Origin of the sequence: Saccharopolyspora karakumensis (assembly GCF_004349225.1) — a bacterium.
GTDB classification, from domain to species: Bacteria; Actinomycetota; Actinomycetes; order Mycobacteriales; family Pseudonocardiaceae; genus Saccharopolyspora; species Saccharopolyspora endophytica.
Window position 1 is genome coordinate 39,173 of record NZ_SMLA01000003.1, and the last position, 17,331, is coordinate 56,503.

General features: G+C 69.0%; 15 protein-coding genes. 12 read left to right on the forward strand and 3 right to left on the reverse strand.

Features of this window, described 5'->3' with window-relative positions; genetic code table 11:
- Positions 1-121: 121 nt before the first annotated feature.
- From tig to E1202_RS02740, 5 genes are all read left to right on the forward strand, one after another.
- Entirely contained in the window at positions 122-1,528 is a 1,407-nt protein-coding gene (gene tig / locus E1202_RS02720) for a trigger factor (protein WP_132680712.1), read from the forward strand.
- Between the two features lie 252 nt (positions 1,529-1,780).
- Entirely contained in the window at positions 1,781-2,407 is a 627-nt protein-coding gene (locus tag E1202_RS02725) for a ClpP family protease (RefSeq protein ID WP_132680714.1), read from the forward strand.
- A gap of 44 nt (positions 2,408-2,451) precedes the next feature.
- Entirely contained in the window at positions 2,452-3,084 is a 633-nt protein-coding gene (locus tag E1202_RS02730) for an ATP-dependent Clp protease proteolytic subunit (protein ID WP_132680715.1), read from the forward strand.
- A 261-nt stretch (positions 3,085-3,345) separates the two neighbouring features.
- Complete coding sequence (gene clpX, locus E1202_RS02735) at positions 3,346-4,626, forward strand: ATP-dependent Clp protease ATP-binding subunit ClpX (RefSeq protein WP_132621009.1); 1,281 nt, start codon at positions 3,346-3,348, stop codon at positions 4,624-4,626.
- Positions 4,627-4,799: 173 nt separating this feature from the next.
- Positions 4,800-5,438, forward strand: coding sequence for an RBBP9/YdeN family alpha/beta hydrolase (locus tag E1202_RS02740; RefSeq protein WP_132680717.1), 639 nt, complete (start codon positions 4,800-4,802; stop codon positions 5,436-5,438).
- Between the two features lie 173 nt (positions 5,439-5,611).
- On the opposite strand, the gene E1202_RS02745 is transcribed toward E1202_RS02740, so the two are convergent.
- Both E1202_RS02745 and fdhD read right to left on the reverse strand, forming a co-directional pair.
- Complete coding sequence (locus E1202_RS02745) at positions 5,612-6,466, reverse strand: alpha/beta hydrolase (protein ID WP_235877600.1); 855 nt, start codon at positions 6,464-6,466, stop codon at positions 5,612-5,614.
- Between the two features lie 53 nt (positions 6,467-6,519).
- The gene (fdhD, locus tag E1202_RS02750) at positions 6,520-7,356 is read right to left on the reverse strand and encodes a formate dehydrogenase accessory sulfurtransferase FdhD (RefSeq protein WP_132680719.1); all 837 of its coding nucleotides are present in this window, start codon (positions 7,354-7,356) and stop codon (positions 6,520-6,522) included.
- A gap of 106 nt (positions 7,357-7,462) precedes the next feature.
- Here fdhD and E1202_RS02755 point away from each other — a divergent pair, with 106 nt between their 5' ends.
- The 5 genes from E1202_RS02755 (at position 7,463) to E1202_RS02770 (ending at position 13,659) form a co-directional block, all read left to right on the forward strand.
- Positions 7,463-8,800: an L-lactate MFS transporter gene (locus E1202_RS02755; RefSeq protein WP_132680721.1), complete on the forward strand. Its 1,338-nt coding sequence runs from the start codon at positions 7,463-7,465 to the stop codon at positions 8,798-8,800.
- Complete coding sequence (locus E1202_RS33095; RefSeq protein WP_456238804.1) at positions 8,797-8,913, forward strand: MFS transporter small subunit; 117 nt, start codon at positions 8,797-8,799, stop codon at positions 8,911-8,913. The genes E1202_RS02755 and E1202_RS33095 overlap by 4 nt, the downstream gene beginning before the upstream one ends.
- Before the next feature lie 141 nt (positions 8,914-9,054).
- Positions 9,055-11,703 carry a valine--tRNA ligase gene (locus E1202_RS02760; RefSeq protein ID WP_132680723.1) on the forward strand — a complete coding sequence of 883 codons (2,649 nt, stop codon included), beginning with the start codon at positions 9,055-9,057 and terminating at the stop codon, positions 11,701-11,703.
- 136 nt (positions 11,704-11,839) lie between these two features.
- On the forward strand, positions 11,840-13,198 hold the full coding sequence (gene folC, locus E1202_RS02765; RefSeq protein WP_132680992.1) for a bifunctional tetrahydrofolate synthase/dihydrofolate synthase: 1,359 nt from the start codon (positions 11,840-11,842) through the stop codon (positions 13,196-13,198).
- Entirely contained in the window at positions 13,195-13,659 is a 465-nt protein-coding gene (locus E1202_RS02770; RefSeq protein WP_235877602.1) for a DUF4233 domain-containing protein, read from the forward strand. Before folC ends, E1202_RS02770 begins: the two co-directional genes overlap by 4 nt.
- A gap of 100 nt (positions 13,660-13,759) precedes the next feature.
- On the opposite strand, the gene E1202_RS02775 is transcribed toward E1202_RS02770, so the two are convergent.
- Complete coding sequence (locus tag E1202_RS02775; RefSeq protein WP_132680725.1) at positions 13,760-14,860, reverse strand: zinc-binding dehydrogenase; 1,101 nt, start codon at positions 14,858-14,860, stop codon at positions 13,760-13,762.
- Positions 14,861-15,025: 165 nt separating this feature from the next.
- Between E1202_RS02775 and E1202_RS02780 the strand changes: the two genes are divergently transcribed.
- On the forward strand, positions 15,026-16,558 hold the full coding sequence (locus E1202_RS02780) for an alkaline phosphatase D family protein (protein WP_132680727.1): 1,533 nt from the start codon (positions 15,026-15,028) through the stop codon (positions 16,556-16,558).
- A gap of 185 nt (positions 16,559-16,743) precedes the next feature.
- Positions 16,744-17,154: a nucleoside-diphosphate kinase gene (gene ndk, locus E1202_RS02785; RefSeq protein ID WP_132621025.1), complete on the forward strand. Its 411-nt coding sequence runs from the start codon at positions 16,744-16,746 to the stop codon at positions 17,152-17,154.
- The last annotated feature ends 177 nt before the right edge of the window (positions 17,155-17,331 follow it).

Consider the following 17,331-nt stretch of genomic DNA (forward strand, 5'->3'; position numbering starts at 1 on the left):
CGGACCCCGTCCCCGGGTGGGAAGCAATAGACTCGGTGGTCAGCCCGGCATTGGACGTGGTGTTTGGCCGCGCCCTGAAGCCAGCGCCGGGGAATCAAGCACGTTCGCACTAGGAGACCACGTGAAGAGCACCGTCGAGCACCTGAGCCCGACGCGCGTCCGGATCAACGTCGAGGTGCCGTTCGACGAGCTCAAGCCGAACTTCGACCGCGCGTACAAGGCACTCGCCCAGCAGGTCCGCATCCCCGGTTTCCGGCCGGGCAAGGTCCCGGCGCGGGTGCTGGAGAGCCGCATCGGTCGTGGGCCCGTGCTCGACGAGGTCGTCAACGAGGCGGTTCCGGCCAAGTACCTGGAGGCTGTCAACAGCGACGAGCTGCGCACCCTCGGTCGCCCGGACATCGAGGTGACCAAGATCGAGGACGGCGCGGAGATCGCGTTCACCGCCGAGGTCGACGTCCGCCCCGAGATCACCGTGCCCGCCTTCGGCGAGCTGTCGGTGAGCGTTGACGACGTCGAGGTCGCGGAAGAGGACGTCAACGAGCAGCTGGACTCGCTGCGCGCTCGTTTCGGCACCCTGGCCGGCGTCGAGCGCCCGGCGCAGGAGGGCGACTTCCTCAGCATCGACCTGTCGGCCACCGTCGACGGTGAAGAGGTCGAGGACGCTCAGACCTCCGGCTTGTCCTACGAGATCGGCTCGGGTCAGCTCGTCGAGGGCATCGACGACGCGGTGATCGGCGCGACCGAGGGCGAGACCAAGACCTTCACCACGAAGCTGGTGGCGGGCGAGTACGCGGGCAAGGACGCCGAGGTCTCGGTGAAGGTGAACTCCATCAAGGAGCGCCAGCTGCCGGAGGCCGACGACGAGTTCGCGCAGATGGCCAGCGAGTTCGACACGATCGACGAGCTGATCGCCGACCTGCGCGAGCGCCTGGGCCGGGTCAAGAAGATGGAGCAGGGCATGCAGGCCCGGGACAAGGTCCTGGACGTGCTGCTGGAGACCATCGAGGTCCCGCTGCCGGAGAAGGTCGTCGAGCAGGAGATCGAGGTGCGCCAGCACGACGCGGTGCACCCGTTCGACCACGACGAGAAGGCCTTCGAGGCTTGGCTCGAGACGCAGGACAAGAACCGCGAGCAGTTCGACACCGAGACCCGCGAAGAGGCTGAGAAGGCCGTCCGCACCCAGCTGGTGCTGGACACCATCGCCGATGAAGAGGGCGTGTCGGTTTCCGACGAGGAGCTGACTCAGCGGATCATCTACCAGGCGCAGCGCTTCGGCATGAGCCCGGACCAGTTCGTCCAGCAGGCCCAGGAGTCGGGCCAGATCGGCGCGCTGTTCGCCGACGTCCGCCGCAGCAAGGCCCTGTTCTCGGTGGTCCGCCAGGCCACCGTGACCGACTCGGCCGGCAACGAGCTGGACATGGACGAGCTGTTCGGCCCGCAGGAGGGCGAGGAGACCCCCGAGGTCGTCGAGGGCGAGGCCGCTGAGGCCGAGGCCACCGACGCGAAGGCGGAGTCCGCCAAGGAGTGACCCGGCTCTCGCCGAACAACTTGATATGCATGCTCTAAGCGAACGTGGGCGGTACTGGGAAGCTGGTGCCGTCCACGTTCGTTAGGGTCGGTTGTAGCGGATCACCCGAGTAGGGAAGCAGGACATCACCTGCGGTCACCGAGGACACCCGGTGGTTCGTCGGGTCCACTTTGGAAGGACCGCGACGAGCTCCGGCAAGACCCGACTGACCAGGGTGGACAAGGGCCCATTGTGGGAGAAGGCAGGGGAGACGTGACGCAGCACCTGACTGTTCCGGCGTCCGACGCGCAGGCGCCGTCCATGCGGACGGGCACGAACGGACTCTCGCTCAACGACTCGGTTTACGAGCGGCTGCTGCGGGAGCGGATCATCGTCCTCGGCTCCCAGGTCGAGGAGAACATCTCGAACCAGATCTGCTCGCAGCTGCTGCTGCTGGCGGCCGAGGACCCGGACCGCGACATTTCGCTGTACATCAACTCGCCGGGCGGTTCGGTCACCGCGGGCATGGCGATCTACGACACCATGGAACTGATCAAGCCGGACGTGGCCACGGTCGCGATGGGCATGGCGGCCTCGATGGGCCAGTTCCTGCTGTCCGCGGGCGCCAAGGGCAAGCGCTTCGCGCTGCCGCACGCGCGGATCATGATGCACCAGCCCTCGGCGGGCCTCGGTGGTACGGCGGCGGACATCGCCATCCAGGCGAAGATGTTCACCAAGCACAAGGAAGAGATGGCGGGCCTGATCGCCGGTCAGACGGGCAAGTCCGTCGAGACGATCATGACCGACTTCGACCGGGACCGGTGGTTCACCGCCGAGGAAGCCCGCGACTACGGACTCGTGGACTACGTGGCGAGCGCGGCGAACCTGCCGACCAGCTGATCACCCCTCCCGCACCCGGACCTAGTTACGAGGAGTCACCCGTCGTGAACCCTTACCAGTCTCTTCAGTCCCGGTACGTGCTGCCGTCGTTCGTCGAGCGCACCGCGTACGGGGTCAAGGAGTCCAACCCGTACAACAAGCTGTTCGAGGAGCGCATCGTGTTCCTCGGCGTCCAGGTCGACGACGCGTCGGCCAACGACGTCATGGCGCAGCTGCTCTTCCTGGAGTCCGACGACCCGGACCGCGAGATCCAGATGTACATCAACTCCCCCGGTGGCTCGTTCACCGCGATGATGGCCATCTACGACACCATCCAGTACGTGCGTCCCGACGTGCGCACCATCTGCCTGGGCCAGGCGGCCTCGGCGGCGGCGGTGCTGCTGGCCGCGGGCACCGAGGGCAAGCGCCAGGCGCTGCCGAACTCCCGCGTGCTGATCCACCAGCCGTCCGTGGAGGGCATCTACGGTCAGGTCTCCGACCTGGAGATCCAGGCGGCCGAGGTCCAGCGGATGCGCGATCTGATGGAGTCCTCGCTGGCCAAGCACACCAAGCGCTCCAAGGAGCAGGTGCACGAGGACGTCGACCGCGACAAGATCCTCACCGCCGACCAGGCCAAGGAGTACGGCATCATCGACGAGGTGGTTCCGTACCGGAAGCTCTCTGCTCAGCAGTCCTGACGAGGCGTTTCCCGGGGGCCTCCGGGTCCCCGGGAAACGTTCCGGCTGGGTGAGTTCCGGTCGGTGGTCCTGAGGCGGACCGGGCGCCGCGCCCGGCCGCCGGGACCGCGACACGCCGAACGCGAGGCTGGTCACAGCACGCTCGGCGATGGCGGACACTGTGAGTCTCCCCGAACTCGGGGAACGACAGGTACCGTCGGAGGCACATACGGTCAGGCGCGCTACTCGGAGGGCGCGCCGGAGGGGACGGGGTCAGCGGTCATGGCACGTATCGGTGACGGCGGCGACCTGCTGAAGTGCTCCTTCTGCGGGAAGAGCCAAAAGCAGGTGAAGAAGCTCATCGCCGGCCCCGGCGTGTACATCTGCGATGAGTGCATCGATCTCTGCAACGAGATCATCGAAGAGGAGCTGGCCGAGGCCGGCGAGGTCAAGCTCGACGAGCTGCCCAAGCCGGCGGAGATCCACGAGTTCCTCGACCAGTACGTCATCGGGCAGGACCCGGCGAAGCGCAACCTCTCGGTCGCGGTCTACAACCACTACAAGCGCATCCAGGCCGGTGAGCGGCGTGAGGCGCGTGGTGAAGAGGCCGTCGAGCTGGCCAAGTCCAACATTCTGATGCTCGGTCCGACCGGCTGCGGCAAGACCTACCTGGCGCAGACGCTGGCCAAGATGCTCAACGTGCCCTTCGCGATCGCCGACGCCACGGCGCTGACCGAAGCCGGGTACGTGGGCGAGGATGTCGAGAACATCCTGCTCAAGCTGATCCAGGCCGCCGACTACGACGTCAAGCGCGCCGAGACCGGCATCATCTACATCGACGAGGTCGACAAGATCGCTCGCAAGAGCGAGAACCCGTCGATCACGCGCGACGTCTCCGGTGAGGGCGTGCAGCAGGCGCTGCTGAAGATCCTGGAGGGCACCACCGCGAGCGTGCCGCCGCAGGGCGGTCGCAAGCACCCTCACCAGGAGTTCATCCAGATCGACACGACGAACGTGCTGTTCATCGTGGCCGGCGCGTTCGCCGGGCTGGAGAAGATCGTCGAGGAGCGCGTCGGCAAGCACAGCGTCGGGTTCGGTGCGGAGCTGCGCTCGAAGTCCGAGATCGACACCGCGGACCACTTCTCCGACGTGATGCCCGAGGACCTGATCAAGTACGGCCTGATCCCGGAGTTCATCGGCCGGCTGCCCACGGTGGCCAGCGTGACGAACCTCGACAAGGCGTCGCTGGTGCAGATCCTCACCGAGCCGCGCAACGCGCTGGTGAAGCAGTACAAGCGGTTGTTCGAGATGGACAACGTGGAGCTGGAGTTCACCAAGACCGCGCTGGAGGCCATCGCCGACCAGGCGATCCTGCGGGGCACCGGGGCGCGCGGTCTGCGCGCGATCCTGGAGGAGGTCCTGCTGCCGGTCATGTACGACATCCCGAGCCGCTCGGACGTGGCGAAGGTCGTGATCACCGAGCAGACCGTGCGGGAGAACGTCAACCCGACGATCGTGGCCCGTCAGGCATCGCGCCGGGAGCGCCGCGAGAAGTCCGCCTGATCCGTCATTTCGCGAACGCCCCGTGCCGGTCTCGGCACGGGGCGTTTTAGCGGCCCGTCACCCGACCCGGTCATTCCGGTCAGTTCGCGGGCACCCGATGCCGCGTTCTGCGGTGCCGCGGTGAATAGTTGATATTGGATGGGGTGGCGACGACGAGTCCGGGAGTGCCTGCCATGAGCGAGATGCACGTTCTGCTGGTCCACGGGATGACCGGTGCTGGTCCGTGGCACTGGCAGCAGTGGCTGGCCGGGCAGCTCCGGGACCACGACGTCGAGGTCCACGCGCCGCTGCTGCCGGACCCCGACCGCCCCGACCTGCGGCGCTGGCTGCCCGCGCTGCGGGAGGAGCTCGCCGCGGTGCCGCCGGAGGCGGAGCTGGTGGTGGCCGCGCACTCGTGCGGAGCGGCGCTGTGGCTGCACCACGCCGCCGGCGTGGGTCCCGAGCACCGCAGCGCGGACCGCGTCCTGCTGGTGGCCCCGCCGGACACCGAGTGGGACCACCCGGACTCCCGCGACATCACCCCGTACCCGGCTGATGCGACGTCGCTGCGCCGCGCGGCGGGCATGACCCGCCTGGTCGTCGGCACCGGGGACGCCTACCTGCCGATGCGCCGCGCCCACGCCCTGGCCGAGGACCTGCAGGTCGAGATGGACGTCATCCTCGACGGCGGTCACCTCAACACCGACTCCGGCTACGGCCCCTGGCCCGCGATCCTGCGCTGGACCCTCTACGGCACAGCACCCCTGAACGACCGCTTCAACACCGATGCCTACACGGCAGGCCGCTCCCAAGAAGAGCTCCGCCTCGTCTGACCACCCACCCCACGACCACCGCCGCGCTCAGCACCACGATGACGGCGGTATCCCGTGCTGCCGCCGTCCGGATTTCGCCGGGAGCGGCCCGATTACGACGGTATTCGGAGGTCTGATGACGGCGGTATTCCGTGTTGGCCGTGACCGGGGGCTGATCGCCGCCGGGGAAGGGGTCAGTTGTGGAGGTGGTCGCCGATGAAGTCGACCAGTTCGGGGAGGGCTTTGCGGAAGTAGGTCTTGTTGTGGCGGCCCGGGGTCGTCGAGGCGTAGGTGGGCCTGGCGAGGCGGATGAAGCGGCGGGTGCCCTCGATGAAGCGGTCGCCGTTGCCGCACCAGACGCCGATCGGCAGGTCACCGAGGCTGCCGATGTGGCGCAGCGGGTCGATCGCCTTCCACTCCGCCTCGTTGGTGAACGCTCGTCGCTTGCGCATCTCGCGCCAGTTGGTGTGCAGCGCCGGGGCGATCGCGCCGGCCGCCTGCAGCGGGTCGCCGAGCTCGCGGCGCCGCCGCGCGTACACCAGCGCTCCGAACCCGCCCATCGAGATGCCCGCGGCCGCGACCGGGGCGCTGAGCCCGCGCTCGTTCAGCCACTGCGGGACCTCGTCGAGCAGCATGCTCATCGCGTCGTCATCGGGGCGGCGGTGCCAGTAGTTGTTCGGACCACCGTCCACCGAGAGCAGCATGAACGGCGGAATCTTCCCGGCCGCGACGGAGTTCGACAGCCACACCGGCAGACCGCTGACCGAGTCCATCGCGTCGCCGAACCGCCCGTGCAGCATCAGGCACACCGGAAGCCCCTCGGCCGGAACGTCCCTGGGGCGGATCGCCACCACGTCCACGTTCTGCTTGCGGGCCCGGGAGTACAGCCGCTCGACGGAGACGTTCTTGGCCAGCGACACGCGCTGCTCGACCGGATGGCCCGCGCTGTCGGTGCTCAGCCCGAGCCCGACTGCCGCCAGACCGGCGGCGCCCGAGGTCAGCAGCGTGCGCCGGGGCAGCGGGGTGCCGATCGATCGTCGGTTGGGCAAACCAGTCCTCCTCGAACACCTCCGGACATCATCCCAACCGCATCAGGGGTCCGTCACGCGGATTCGGTGATCGCCACGCGCTCCGCTCCCGTGTAGACGTTCATCGAGGACCCGCGGAGGAAGCCGATGAGCGTCATGCCCTGCTCCTCGGCCAGGTCCACGGCCAGCGAGGACGGCGCCGACACCGCTGAGAGCATCGGCACTCCGGCCATCGCGGCCTTCTGCACCAGTTCGAACGACGCCCGGCCGGACACCATCAGCACGCAGCCGGAGAGCGGCACGCGACGTTCCATCAGGGCCCAGCCCATGACCTTGTCGACCGCGTTGTGCCTGCCGACGTCCTCGCGCACCACGAGCAGCTCGCCGCGCGCGTCGAACAGGCCGGCCGCGTGCAGGCCGCCGGTGGAGTCGAAGACGCGCTGAGCCGAGCGCAGGGCGTCGGGCAGTCCGATGAGGGTTTCTGGAGCGATGCTCAGCGGGTCGGCGGCGGGGGAGTGGCGGGTCCGCAGCTTCACCGCGTCCAGCGCCGCCTTTCCGCACACCCCGCACGAGGAGGTGGTGTAGAAGTTGCGCTCCACGGAGGCGTCCGGCATCGGGACGCCGGGGGACAGCGCGATGTCGAGCACGTTGTAGGTGTTGCGCCCGTCGGGCCCGGGGCTGTCGCAGTAGCGGGCGGTGGCCAGATCGTCGCGGTCGGCGATGACGCCTTCCGTGAGGAGGAATCCGTGCGCCAGCTCGACGTCGTGACCGGGTGTGCGCATCGTCACCGACAGCGGCTTGCCGTTGACCCGGACCTCCAGAGGTTCCTCGGCAGCGAGGGTGTCCGGCCTGGTCCGATTGCCGTTCTCGGCGATCCGGAGCACCGGCCGCCGCACCGTGACCCGTCCCATTGCGCCTCCTCGGAACTTTGTTTCAGTTTGAAATTGGACGACTTTTCCGGCCGTTCCCAACAGTATGCTCGGCGCGCTGATCAACGTCGCGAAGCCGGGAGGCCCAATGGTTTCAGGGCTGCTGTCACCCAGTCGAATCGTCGCTCCACCGGATTGGAGCCGCTGGCTGATCCCACCGGCAGCGCTGGCGGTGCACCTGTCGATCGGGCAGGTCTACGCGTGGAGCGTGTTCAAGCCGCCGCTGGAGGAGGCCCTGGGGCTGTCGGGCACCTTGAGCGCGCTGCCGTTCCAGCTGGGCATCGTCATGCTCGGGCTGTCGGCCGCGGTGGGCGGCACGCTGGTGGAGAGGCGCGGTCCGCGCTGGGCCATGACGGTTTCGGCGGTGTGCTTCTCGCTCGGGTTCCTCATCTCGTCGCTGGGCGTCGCGCTGGGCCAGTACTGGTTGGTGGTGCTCGGTTACGGCTTCGTGGGCGGCATCGGTCTGGGCATCGGCTACATCTCGCCGGTGTCGACGCTGATGAAGTGGTTCCCGGACCGGCCGGGCATGGCGACCGGCATCGCCATCATGGGTTTCGGCGGTGGTGCGCTGATCGCCTCGCCGTGGTCGACGCAGATGCTGGACACCTTCGGCGAGGACCGCTCCGGCATCGCGCAGACGTTCCTGGTGCACGGCGTGGTCTACGCGGTGTTCATGTCGCTGGGCGCGCTGCTGGTGCGGGTTCCCGCGCCGGGCTGGCGGCCCAAGTCGATGCCGAAGCAGGTCGTCAAGCCGATGATCACCACGGCCGACGTGACGGCCAACAACGCCTTGCGCACCCCGCAGTTCTGGCTGCTGTGGGTGATCCTGTGCTGCAACGTCACCGCGGGCATCGGCATCCTGGAGAAGGCGTCGCCGATGATCGTGGGCTTCTTCTCCAACAGCGCGACCCCGGTGGCCACCGGAGCGGCGGCCGGGTTCGTGGCGCTGCTGTCGCTGACCAACATGGCCGGTCGGTTCGTGTGGTCGTCGGCATCGGACGTGGTGGGGCGCAAGAACATCTACCGGCTCTACCTGGGCGGCGGAACGCTGCTGTACCTGGGAATCCTGCTGTTCGGCGCGACCGGCGTCCCGGTGTTCGTGCTGTGCGCGATCCTGATCCTGTCGTTCTACGGCGGGGGTTTCTCCACCGCGCCCGCGTACTTGAAGGACCTCTTCGGCAACCTGCAGGTCGGCGCGATCCACGGCCGGCTGCTCACCGCGTGGTCGGTGGCCGGTGTGCTCGGACCGCTGATCGTCAACGCCGTCGCCGACGCGCAGGAGGCGAGCGGCGCGAAGGGGCCTGACCTGTACGCGGTCTCGCTCTACATCATGATCGGGCTGCTGGTCGTCGGCTTCATCGCCAACGAGCTGATCCGCCCGGTCGCCCCCAAGTTCCACGAACCGGCGAAGGGAGGAGACAAGTGACGACCGCGAACCGCCAAGTCCTCCTGGTCATCGCCTGGCTCTGGGTAGGCGTCCCGTTCCTCTACGGCCTCTACGAACTCATCACCAAGGTCACCAAGCTCTTCACCGGCTGACCTGGTGGCCATCGCGAGAGGGGCGCGGCTCGACGAGTCGCGCCCCTCTCGCGTGCGCGTGCCGCGCGTCACACGCCCGCTGGTCGTGGCCGGTGGTATGCCCGGGGAAACCGCCGTTCGGGCACTCGTAGAATTCGACGTGTGACACAGACCCATGCAGCCGCAACCCGTGAACTCCCGTCGACCTGGAATCCGGCCGACGTAGAGGCCGAGCTGTACGAGCGCTGGGTAGCCGCCGAGTACTTCACCGCCGACCCGAACAGCGACAAGCCGCCGTTCTCGATCGTCATCCCGCCGCCGAACGTCACCGGCAGCCTGCACATCGGCCACGCCTTCGAGCACACGCTGATGGACATCCTCACCCGGCGTCGCCGGATGCAGGGCTACGAGGCGCTGTGGCTGCCGGGCATGGACCACGCCAGCATCGCGGTGCAGGCGCTGGTCGAGAAGCAGCTGCGCGAGGAGGGCATCGACCACCGCGAGCTCGGCCGCGAGAAGTTCCTGGAGCGCGTCTGGGGCTGGAAGGAGAAGCACGGCGGGGCGATCCTGTCGCAGATGCGTCGCCTCGGCGACAGCGTCGACTGGTCCCGCGAGCGCTTCACCATGGACGACGGCCTGTCCCGCGCCGTCCAGACGATCTTCAAGAACCTCTACGACGACGGCCTGATCTACCGCGCCGAGCGGCTCGTCAACTGGTCGCCGGAGATGCGCACCGCGATCTCCGACATCGAGGTGGAGCACAAGGAGGTCGAGGGCGAGCTCGTCTCCATGCGCTACGGCGACGGTGACGACGCGATCGTGGTGGCCACCACGCGGGTCGAGACGATGCTCGGCGACACCGCCATCGCGGTGCACCCGAACGACGAGCGCTACCGGCACATGGTCGGCACCGAGGTCGAGCTGCCGCTGACCGGCCGCAAGATCCCGGTCGTCCCGGACGAGCACGTCGATCCGGAGTTCGGCACGGGTGCGGTCAAGGTGACCCCGGCGCACGACCCGAACGACTTCGAGATCGGCAAGCGGCACGACCTGCCGATGCTCACGATCATGGACGAGCAGGGCCGCATCGCCCACACCGGAACCCGCTTCGACGGCATGGACCGCTTCGAGGCCCGGGTGGCGGTGCGCGAGGCGCTGCGCGAGCAGGACCGCATCGTCGCCGAGAAGCGCCCGTACGTGCACAGCGTCGGGCACAGCTCGCGCTCCAAGGAGCCGATCGAGCCCCGGCTGTCCCTGCAGTGGTTCGTCAAGGTGGGCCCGCTGGCGCAGGCCGCGGGTGACGCCGTCCGCGACGGCCGCGTCGCCGTGCACCCGCCGGAGATGGCCAAGCGCTACTTCGACTGGGTCGACAACCTGCACGACTGGGCCATCTCGCGACAGCTGTGGTGGGGCCACCGGATCCCGATCTGGTACGGCCCCAACGGCGAGGTCGTGTGCGTCGGGCCGGACGAGGAACCGCCGTCGGGAGACGGTTGGCGCCAGGACGAGGACGTCCTCGACACCTGGTTCTCCTCCGGCCTCTGGCCGTTCTCGACGATGGGCTGGCCGGAGCAGACGCCGGAGCTGGAGAAGTTCTACCCGACGTCCGTGCTCGTCACCGGCTACGACATCCTCTTCTTCTGGGTCGTCCGGATGATGATGATGGGCCTGTACGCGATGAAGGACCGGGACCCGGCCGAGGCCATCCCGTTCAAGACCATCGCGCTGCACGGCATGGTCCGCGACGCGCACGGCAAGAAGATGTCGAAGTCCGCGGGCAACACCGTCGATCCGCTGGAGTGGATGGACACCTACGGCACCGACGCGCTGCGGTTCACCCTGGCGCGCGGCGCGAACCCGGGCACCGACTCGCCGATCAGCGAGGAGTGGGTCTCGGCGTCGCGCAGCTTCGGCACGAAGCTGTTCAACGCCACCAAGTTCGCGCTGATGAACGGCGCCCGCGTGCCGTCGGAGCCGCTGGCGCGGGAATCGCTGACCGACGCCGACCGCTGGATCCTCGACCGCGCCGACGCGCTGGTGTCCTACGTGGACGAGATGATGGAGGACTTCCAGTTCGCCAAGGCCACCGAGGCGCTCTACCACTTCACGTGGGACGAGTTCTGCGACTGGTACCTGGAGCTGTCCAAGGTCCAGTTCGACGGCACCGAGGAGCGCGCCGAGCTGACCCGGCAGGTGCTGGGCCAGGTGCTCGACACGCTGCTGCGGCTGCTGCACCCGACGATCCCGTTCCTCACCGAGACCCTGTGGACGGCGCTGACCGGCCGCGAGTCCGTGGTGATCGCCGACTGGCCGAAGGCCACCGGCGCCGAGGCCGACAGCGGTGCGGCCGACCGGATCGCAGCGACCCAGAAGCTGATCACCGAGATCCGCCGGTTCCGCTCCGACCAGGGCCTCAAACCCGGTCAGAAGGTCGCGGCGCGGCTCAGCGGGGTCGAGGAGCTGGGGCTGGCCGAGCACGTGCCCGCGGTGCGCTCGCTGGCCAAGGTCACCGAGCCGGAGGACGGCTTCACCTCGTCGGCCTCCATCGAGGTCGGCCTGGCCGGCGGCAACGTCGACGTCGAGCTGGACCTCTCCGGGGCGATCGACGTCGAGGCCGAGCGCAAGCGCCTGGCCAAGGACCTCGCCGCCGCCGAGAAGGAGCTGTCCGGAGCAGACAAGAAGCTCGGCAACCAGGCGTTCCTGGACAAGGCCCCGGCCGAGGTGGTCGACAAGATCAAGGCCCGCCGCGAGGTCGCCGAAGGCGACATCGCCCGCATCACCGCTCGCCTGGAAGCCCTCCCGCAGGGCTGACGCGCATCGGGAAGGGGCCCTCCTGGTGAGGGCCCCTTTTCGCGTCCAGCGGGCCTGGGCGGGCGTCCACCAGGGAAGACGTAGACTTCAACCTCGGCATTTTCGTCGTTGGTAGGGGAGTGGGCACTTGACCGGCATGGATCCTGCCGCGTTGCACGAGCTGCGCGTGGTGGAGGCCGAGCTCAACGAACGCTGGCCGGAGACCAAGATCGAGCCGTCGCTGGATCGCATCCGCGCGCTCACCGATCTGCTCGCCGAGCCGCAGCGCAGCTATCCGGTCGTGCACATCGCGGGCACCAACGGCAAGTCGTCCACGACGCGCATCGTCGACGCCCTGCTGACCGGGCTCGAACTGCGCACCGGCCGCTACACGAGCCCGCACCTGCAGCTGGCCACCGAGCGCATCGGCGTCGACGGCGCTCCGATCAGCCCGGCCGGCTACGTCGAGGCCTACCGCGACGTGGCGCCGTACGTGTCCATCGTGGACTCCCAAAGCGACGTCAAGATGAGCAAGTTCGAGGTGCTCACCGGCATGGCGTTCGCCGCGTTCGCCGACGCCCCGGTCGACGCCGGGGTCGTCGAGGTCGGGCTCGGCGGCAGCTGGGACGCCACCAACGTCGCCGACGCCAAGGTCGCGGTGATCTGCCCCGTCGCGCTGGACCACGCCGAGTACCTCGGCACCGACCTCGCCGGGATCGCCCGCGAGAAGGCCGGGATCATCAAGCCCGACTCCATCGTGGTCATGGCCTCCCAGCCCGCCGAGGCGCAGCAGGAGATCATGAACCGCATCGCCGAGGTGGACGCGACCGTGGCGCGCGAAGGCCAGGAGTTCGGCGTGCTGGAGCGGACCGTCGCGGTCGGCGGCCAGCTGCTGAAGCTGCAGGGCCTCGGCGGCGTCTACGACGAGATCTTCCTGCCGCTGCACGGCGAGCACCAGGCCCGCAACGCGGCGCTGGCGCTGGCGGCCGTCGAGGCGTTCTTCGGCGCGGGCGCGGAACGGCAGCTGGACGTGGAGCGGATCCGCTCGGCGTTCGCCTCCGTCATCGTGCCCGGCAGGCTGGAGCGCGTGCGCGCCGCACCGACGGTGCTGGTCGACGCCGCCCACAACCCGCACGGCACCCGCGCCCTGGCCGACGCGCTGAGCTCGGAGTTCTCCTTCCGCAAGCTGGTCGCGGTGGTGGGCGTGCTGGGCGACAAGGACGCGCGCGGCATCCTGGCCGAGCTGGAGCCGGTGGTGGAGGAGCTGGTGCTGACCCGCAACTCCTCGCCGCGCTCGCTGGACCCGGACGAGCTGGCCGGGATCGCGCTGGACATCTTCGGGCAGGACCGGATCATGGTCGAGCCCCGGTTGGACAACGCGGTCGAGCAGGCGATCCAGCTGGCCGAGGAGACCGACGATCCCGGTGAGTCGGTGTCCGGCGGCGGTGTGGTGATCACCGGGTCCGTGGTGACCGCGGGAGAGGCCCGCGCCCTGTTCGGCAAGGAGCCCGCGTGAGCGAGACGGGAGCGGTCGTGGCCGAGGAGTCCCAGCCCGAGAAGGGCTTGCCGGAGCCGCCGGAAGGCGTGCGCGACCCGTGGAAGGGTCTGCGCGGCATCATGGCGGCCACGCTGGCGCTGGAGTTCATCACGTTCCTGCTGGCGCTGCCGGTGGTGTGGAAGTTCGGCGGTGGGGTCTCCAGCGCCGGCTTCGTGATCGTCATCGTGCTGTCGGTGCTGATGCTGGTGGCCGCCTTCGTGCAGCGCCGCCCGTGGGGCCTGGGATTCGCGCTGGCGCTTCAGGCCGCGATGGTCCTGTGCGCCTTCATCCACCCGTCGATCGGCATCATGGGCGCGATCTTCGCCCTGATCTGGGCTTACATCCTGCACCTGCGCAAGGACATCGCCAAGCGCATGCGCGAAGGCCAGCTCTACGACCAGCTCGGCCACCCTCCGGGCCACCCCGAAGGCACCGACTAGCCCTCACCTGCGGAAATCCGGGACCATTCGAAATTCGCGCGAAGTTTGAGCCGAGACTTCCGCACTCGAACTTCGCGCGAGATTCGAATTCTTCCCTCGGTCAGGCGAGGTCGACGACGGCTCGGCCCAGGATCTCGCCGCGGTTGAGGGCGTCGAAGGCGTCCTGGACCTTCTCGAAGGGGTAGCGGCGGCTGATGGCGTCCTGCGGGCGGAGCTGGCCCCGGGCCACCAGGTCGAGCAGGACCGGCATGTCCCGGCGGGGCTTGGCGCCGTAGGAGCCCTTGATCTGGAGCTTGCGCCGGGCGATCGTGGCGAGGTCGAACTCACCGGTCGTGCCCCGGGCGGCGATGCCGACGACCACGACCTGGCCGCCTTCGACGACCGAGTCCCTGGCGACGTTGAACGTCGGGACCGCGCCCAGCGCTTCGAAGGCCACGTCCACACCGCGCCCACCGGTCAGCTCGCGGATCACCGCGGGAGCGTCCACCTCGGACGAGTTCACCGTGTGCGTGGCGCCCAGCCGGCGAGAGCCTTCGAGCTTGTCCTCGTTGATGTCGACCGCGATGATCGTCGACGCGCCGAAGATCGAGGCCAGCTGGATCAGCGCCGAGCCGACCCCGCCCGCCGCGACCACCGCCACGGTGTCGCCGACCTGCACGTTCGCTGCGTGCCGCAGCGCCCCGTAGGCCGTCATCGTCGAGCACCCGACCGAGGCCACGTCCGACAGCTCGACCCCGTCCGGAACCCGGTACACCGAGGTCGCCGGGGTCACGCAGCGCTCGGCCATCCCGCCCTGGGAGTACATCCAGACGGGCTCGCCGCCGGGACGGTGCAGCCGGGTGTCGTCGTCGTAGAGCTTGCCCTGGCCCCGGTTGAACCGGAAGAACCGCTCGCAGATCTCCTCGTTGCCGCGCGAGCACTGCCCGCACTGCCCGCACGGCATGATGAAGCTGGTCACGACCGGGTCGCCCACCGACAGCCCGCTGACGCCGGAACCGAGTTCGGAGACCACACCGGCCACCTCGTGGCCGAGCACGGCGGGGGTGGGGAACGGCAGCTCGCCCTTGATCACGTGCAGGTCGCTGTGGCAGGCACCGCAGGAACGCACGTCGATGGCGACCTCACCGGCCCTCGGCGTCGGATCGTCCAGCTGCTCGATCCGCAGCGGCTCGTTGGCGGCGGTGTGCACGGCGGCGCGCATCGGGACCTCCTCGTCTCCAGCGGCCAGTCGGTTCGGCCGTGAAGCTAGCGGTCCGACCGGTCTCGCACCAGGGTCCGCGCGGTGCGGCGATTGAACACCGAAGTTTCACCTGCCCGTTCACCTGTGGTGATCGGGGCGCGGCTTCGCCGGATTAGAACCGGGACCATGACCCCCGAGAACCTGACTCGCCGCGAGCTGCTGCGCCGCGGTGCCACCGGTGCCGGTCTGCTCGCGGCCGGCGCGCTGCTCCCGGGCGCCGCCTTCGCGCGGTCCGGCCGTCCGGTGCTGACCCACGGCGTGCAGCTCGGCGACCCGCGCCCGGACGGCGCCGTGGTGTGGACCCGGGCCGACCGCCCGTCCCGCATGTTCGTCGAGATCTCCGCGCGCGAGGACTTCCGCGACGCGCTGCGCGTCCCCGGACCGGACCTGACACCCGACACCGACGGCACTGGTGAGCTGCGGCTCACCGGAATCCCGGCGGGCCGCGAGGTGCACTACCGGGTCACCGCCGAGGACCTCGACGGCCGGGTGGCCAGTGAGGGCCTGACCGGCACCTTCCGCACGGTGCCGCAGGACCGCAGCGACGTGCGGTTCCTGTGGTCGGGTGACGTGGTGGGTCAGGGCTGGGGCATCAACCCCGACATCGGCGGCATGACGATCTACCGCGCGATGGCCGACCGCCGCCCCGACTTCTTCCTGCACAGCGGTGACACGGTCTACGCCGACGGGCCGGTGGAGGAGTCGGTGACGCTGCCCGACGGCCGGGTCTGGCGCAACGTCGTCACCCCGGAGAAGTCGAAGGTCGCCGAAACCCTCGCCGAGTACCGGGGCCAGTTCGCCTACAACCTGCTCGACGAGAACGTGCGCGCGTTCGCCGCCGACGTCCCGCAGCTGATCCAGTGGGACGACCACGAGGTCACCAACAACTGGTACCCGGGCGAGATCCTGGACAACGACGCCTACACCGAGAAGCGCGTGGACGTGCTGGCCCAGCGCGCGTTCCAGGCGTTCCACGAGTGGCAGCCGATCCGCAGGCAGGACGCCGTCGACGGCCGCGTGTACCGGAAGGTCTCGCACGGCCCGCTGCTGGACGTGTTCGTGCTGGACATGCGCACGTATCGCGACGCGAACTCCACCGGAACCGAGCCGGAGAGCATCCTCGGCGAGGAGCAGGCCCGCTGGCTCGTCCGCGAGCTGACGAAATCGCGCGCGACCTGGAAGGTCATCGCCTCGGACATGCCGATCGGCATCATCGTCCCCGATGGCGACAAGATCGAGGGCGTCGCCAACGGACTGCCGGGAGCCCCCAACGGCCGCGAGGCCGAGCTGGCGCGGGTGCTGCAGGAGATCAGCCGCCGCGAGGTGCGCAACGTCGTCTGGCTGACCGCTGACGTGCACTACTCGGCGGCGATCAACTACTCGCCGGAGCGCGCGGCGTTCGACGGCTTCGACGAGTTCTGGGAGTTCGTCGCGGGACCGCTCAACGCGGGCGCCTTCGGCCCCAGCGACATGGACCCGACCTTCGGCCCGGAGGTCGCCTTCGTCAGCGCCCCCTCCCGCCAGGGCGCGTCCCCGATGGAGGGCTTCCAGCACTTCGGCGAGGTCAACATCGACGGCGAGACCGGCCGGCTCACCGTCGACATCCGCGACCAGCAGGGCAAAGCCCTCTGGACCAAAACCCTCGACCCCCGGCGCTGAGGCGACCCAACCCGGATTTCAGCGGAAGTCGGGACCTGCATTCCACTGAAATCGGGGGTCCACCTCCGGAGGTGTGATCGTTTCGGGCCCCGGGAGAGGTGGGTTCACCTGCGTCGATACGCTGACGGTCAAATCGGGCGCTGGGATGTCGCGCCTGGCGCAACCGTGATGTGAGGAGAGAGAACGTGAGCGAGCGCACTCTGGTGCTGGTCAAGCCCGACGGCGTCGAGCGTGGCCTCGTCGGCGAGGTGATCAGCCGGATCGAGCGCAAGGGCCTGAAGCTGGTCGCGCTGGAGCTCAAGAACGTCGACCGCCAGCTCGCCGAGCAGCACTACGCCGAGCACGACGGCAAGCCGTTCTTCGAGAGCCTGATCGAGTTCATCACCGGTGGCCCGGTCGTGGCGGCCTGCGTCGAGGGCCCGAAGGCCATCGCGGCCTTCCGCCAGCTGGCCGGCGGCACCGACCCGGTCGACAAGGCCGCCCCGGGTTCCATCCGCGGCGACTTCGGCCTCGAGGTCCAGTACAACCTGGTCCACGGCTCGGACTCCACCGAGTCCGCAGCCCGCGAGCTCAAGCTCTGGTTCCCCGAGCTTTGATCATCGGTGGTCGTTGTGCGTTGTGCGTTGTGGTGCGGGTAGCGGAACCTGACAGGTCTCCTGGACTCCGTGCGCCACGGCGTACTCGCCAGGAGACGTGTCAGAACCCGCGGCGGTGCAGGTCGCGAGGGTGGTTCCCACGCCTCGCGGCTGCGCCGCTCGCACTCGCTCCGACCG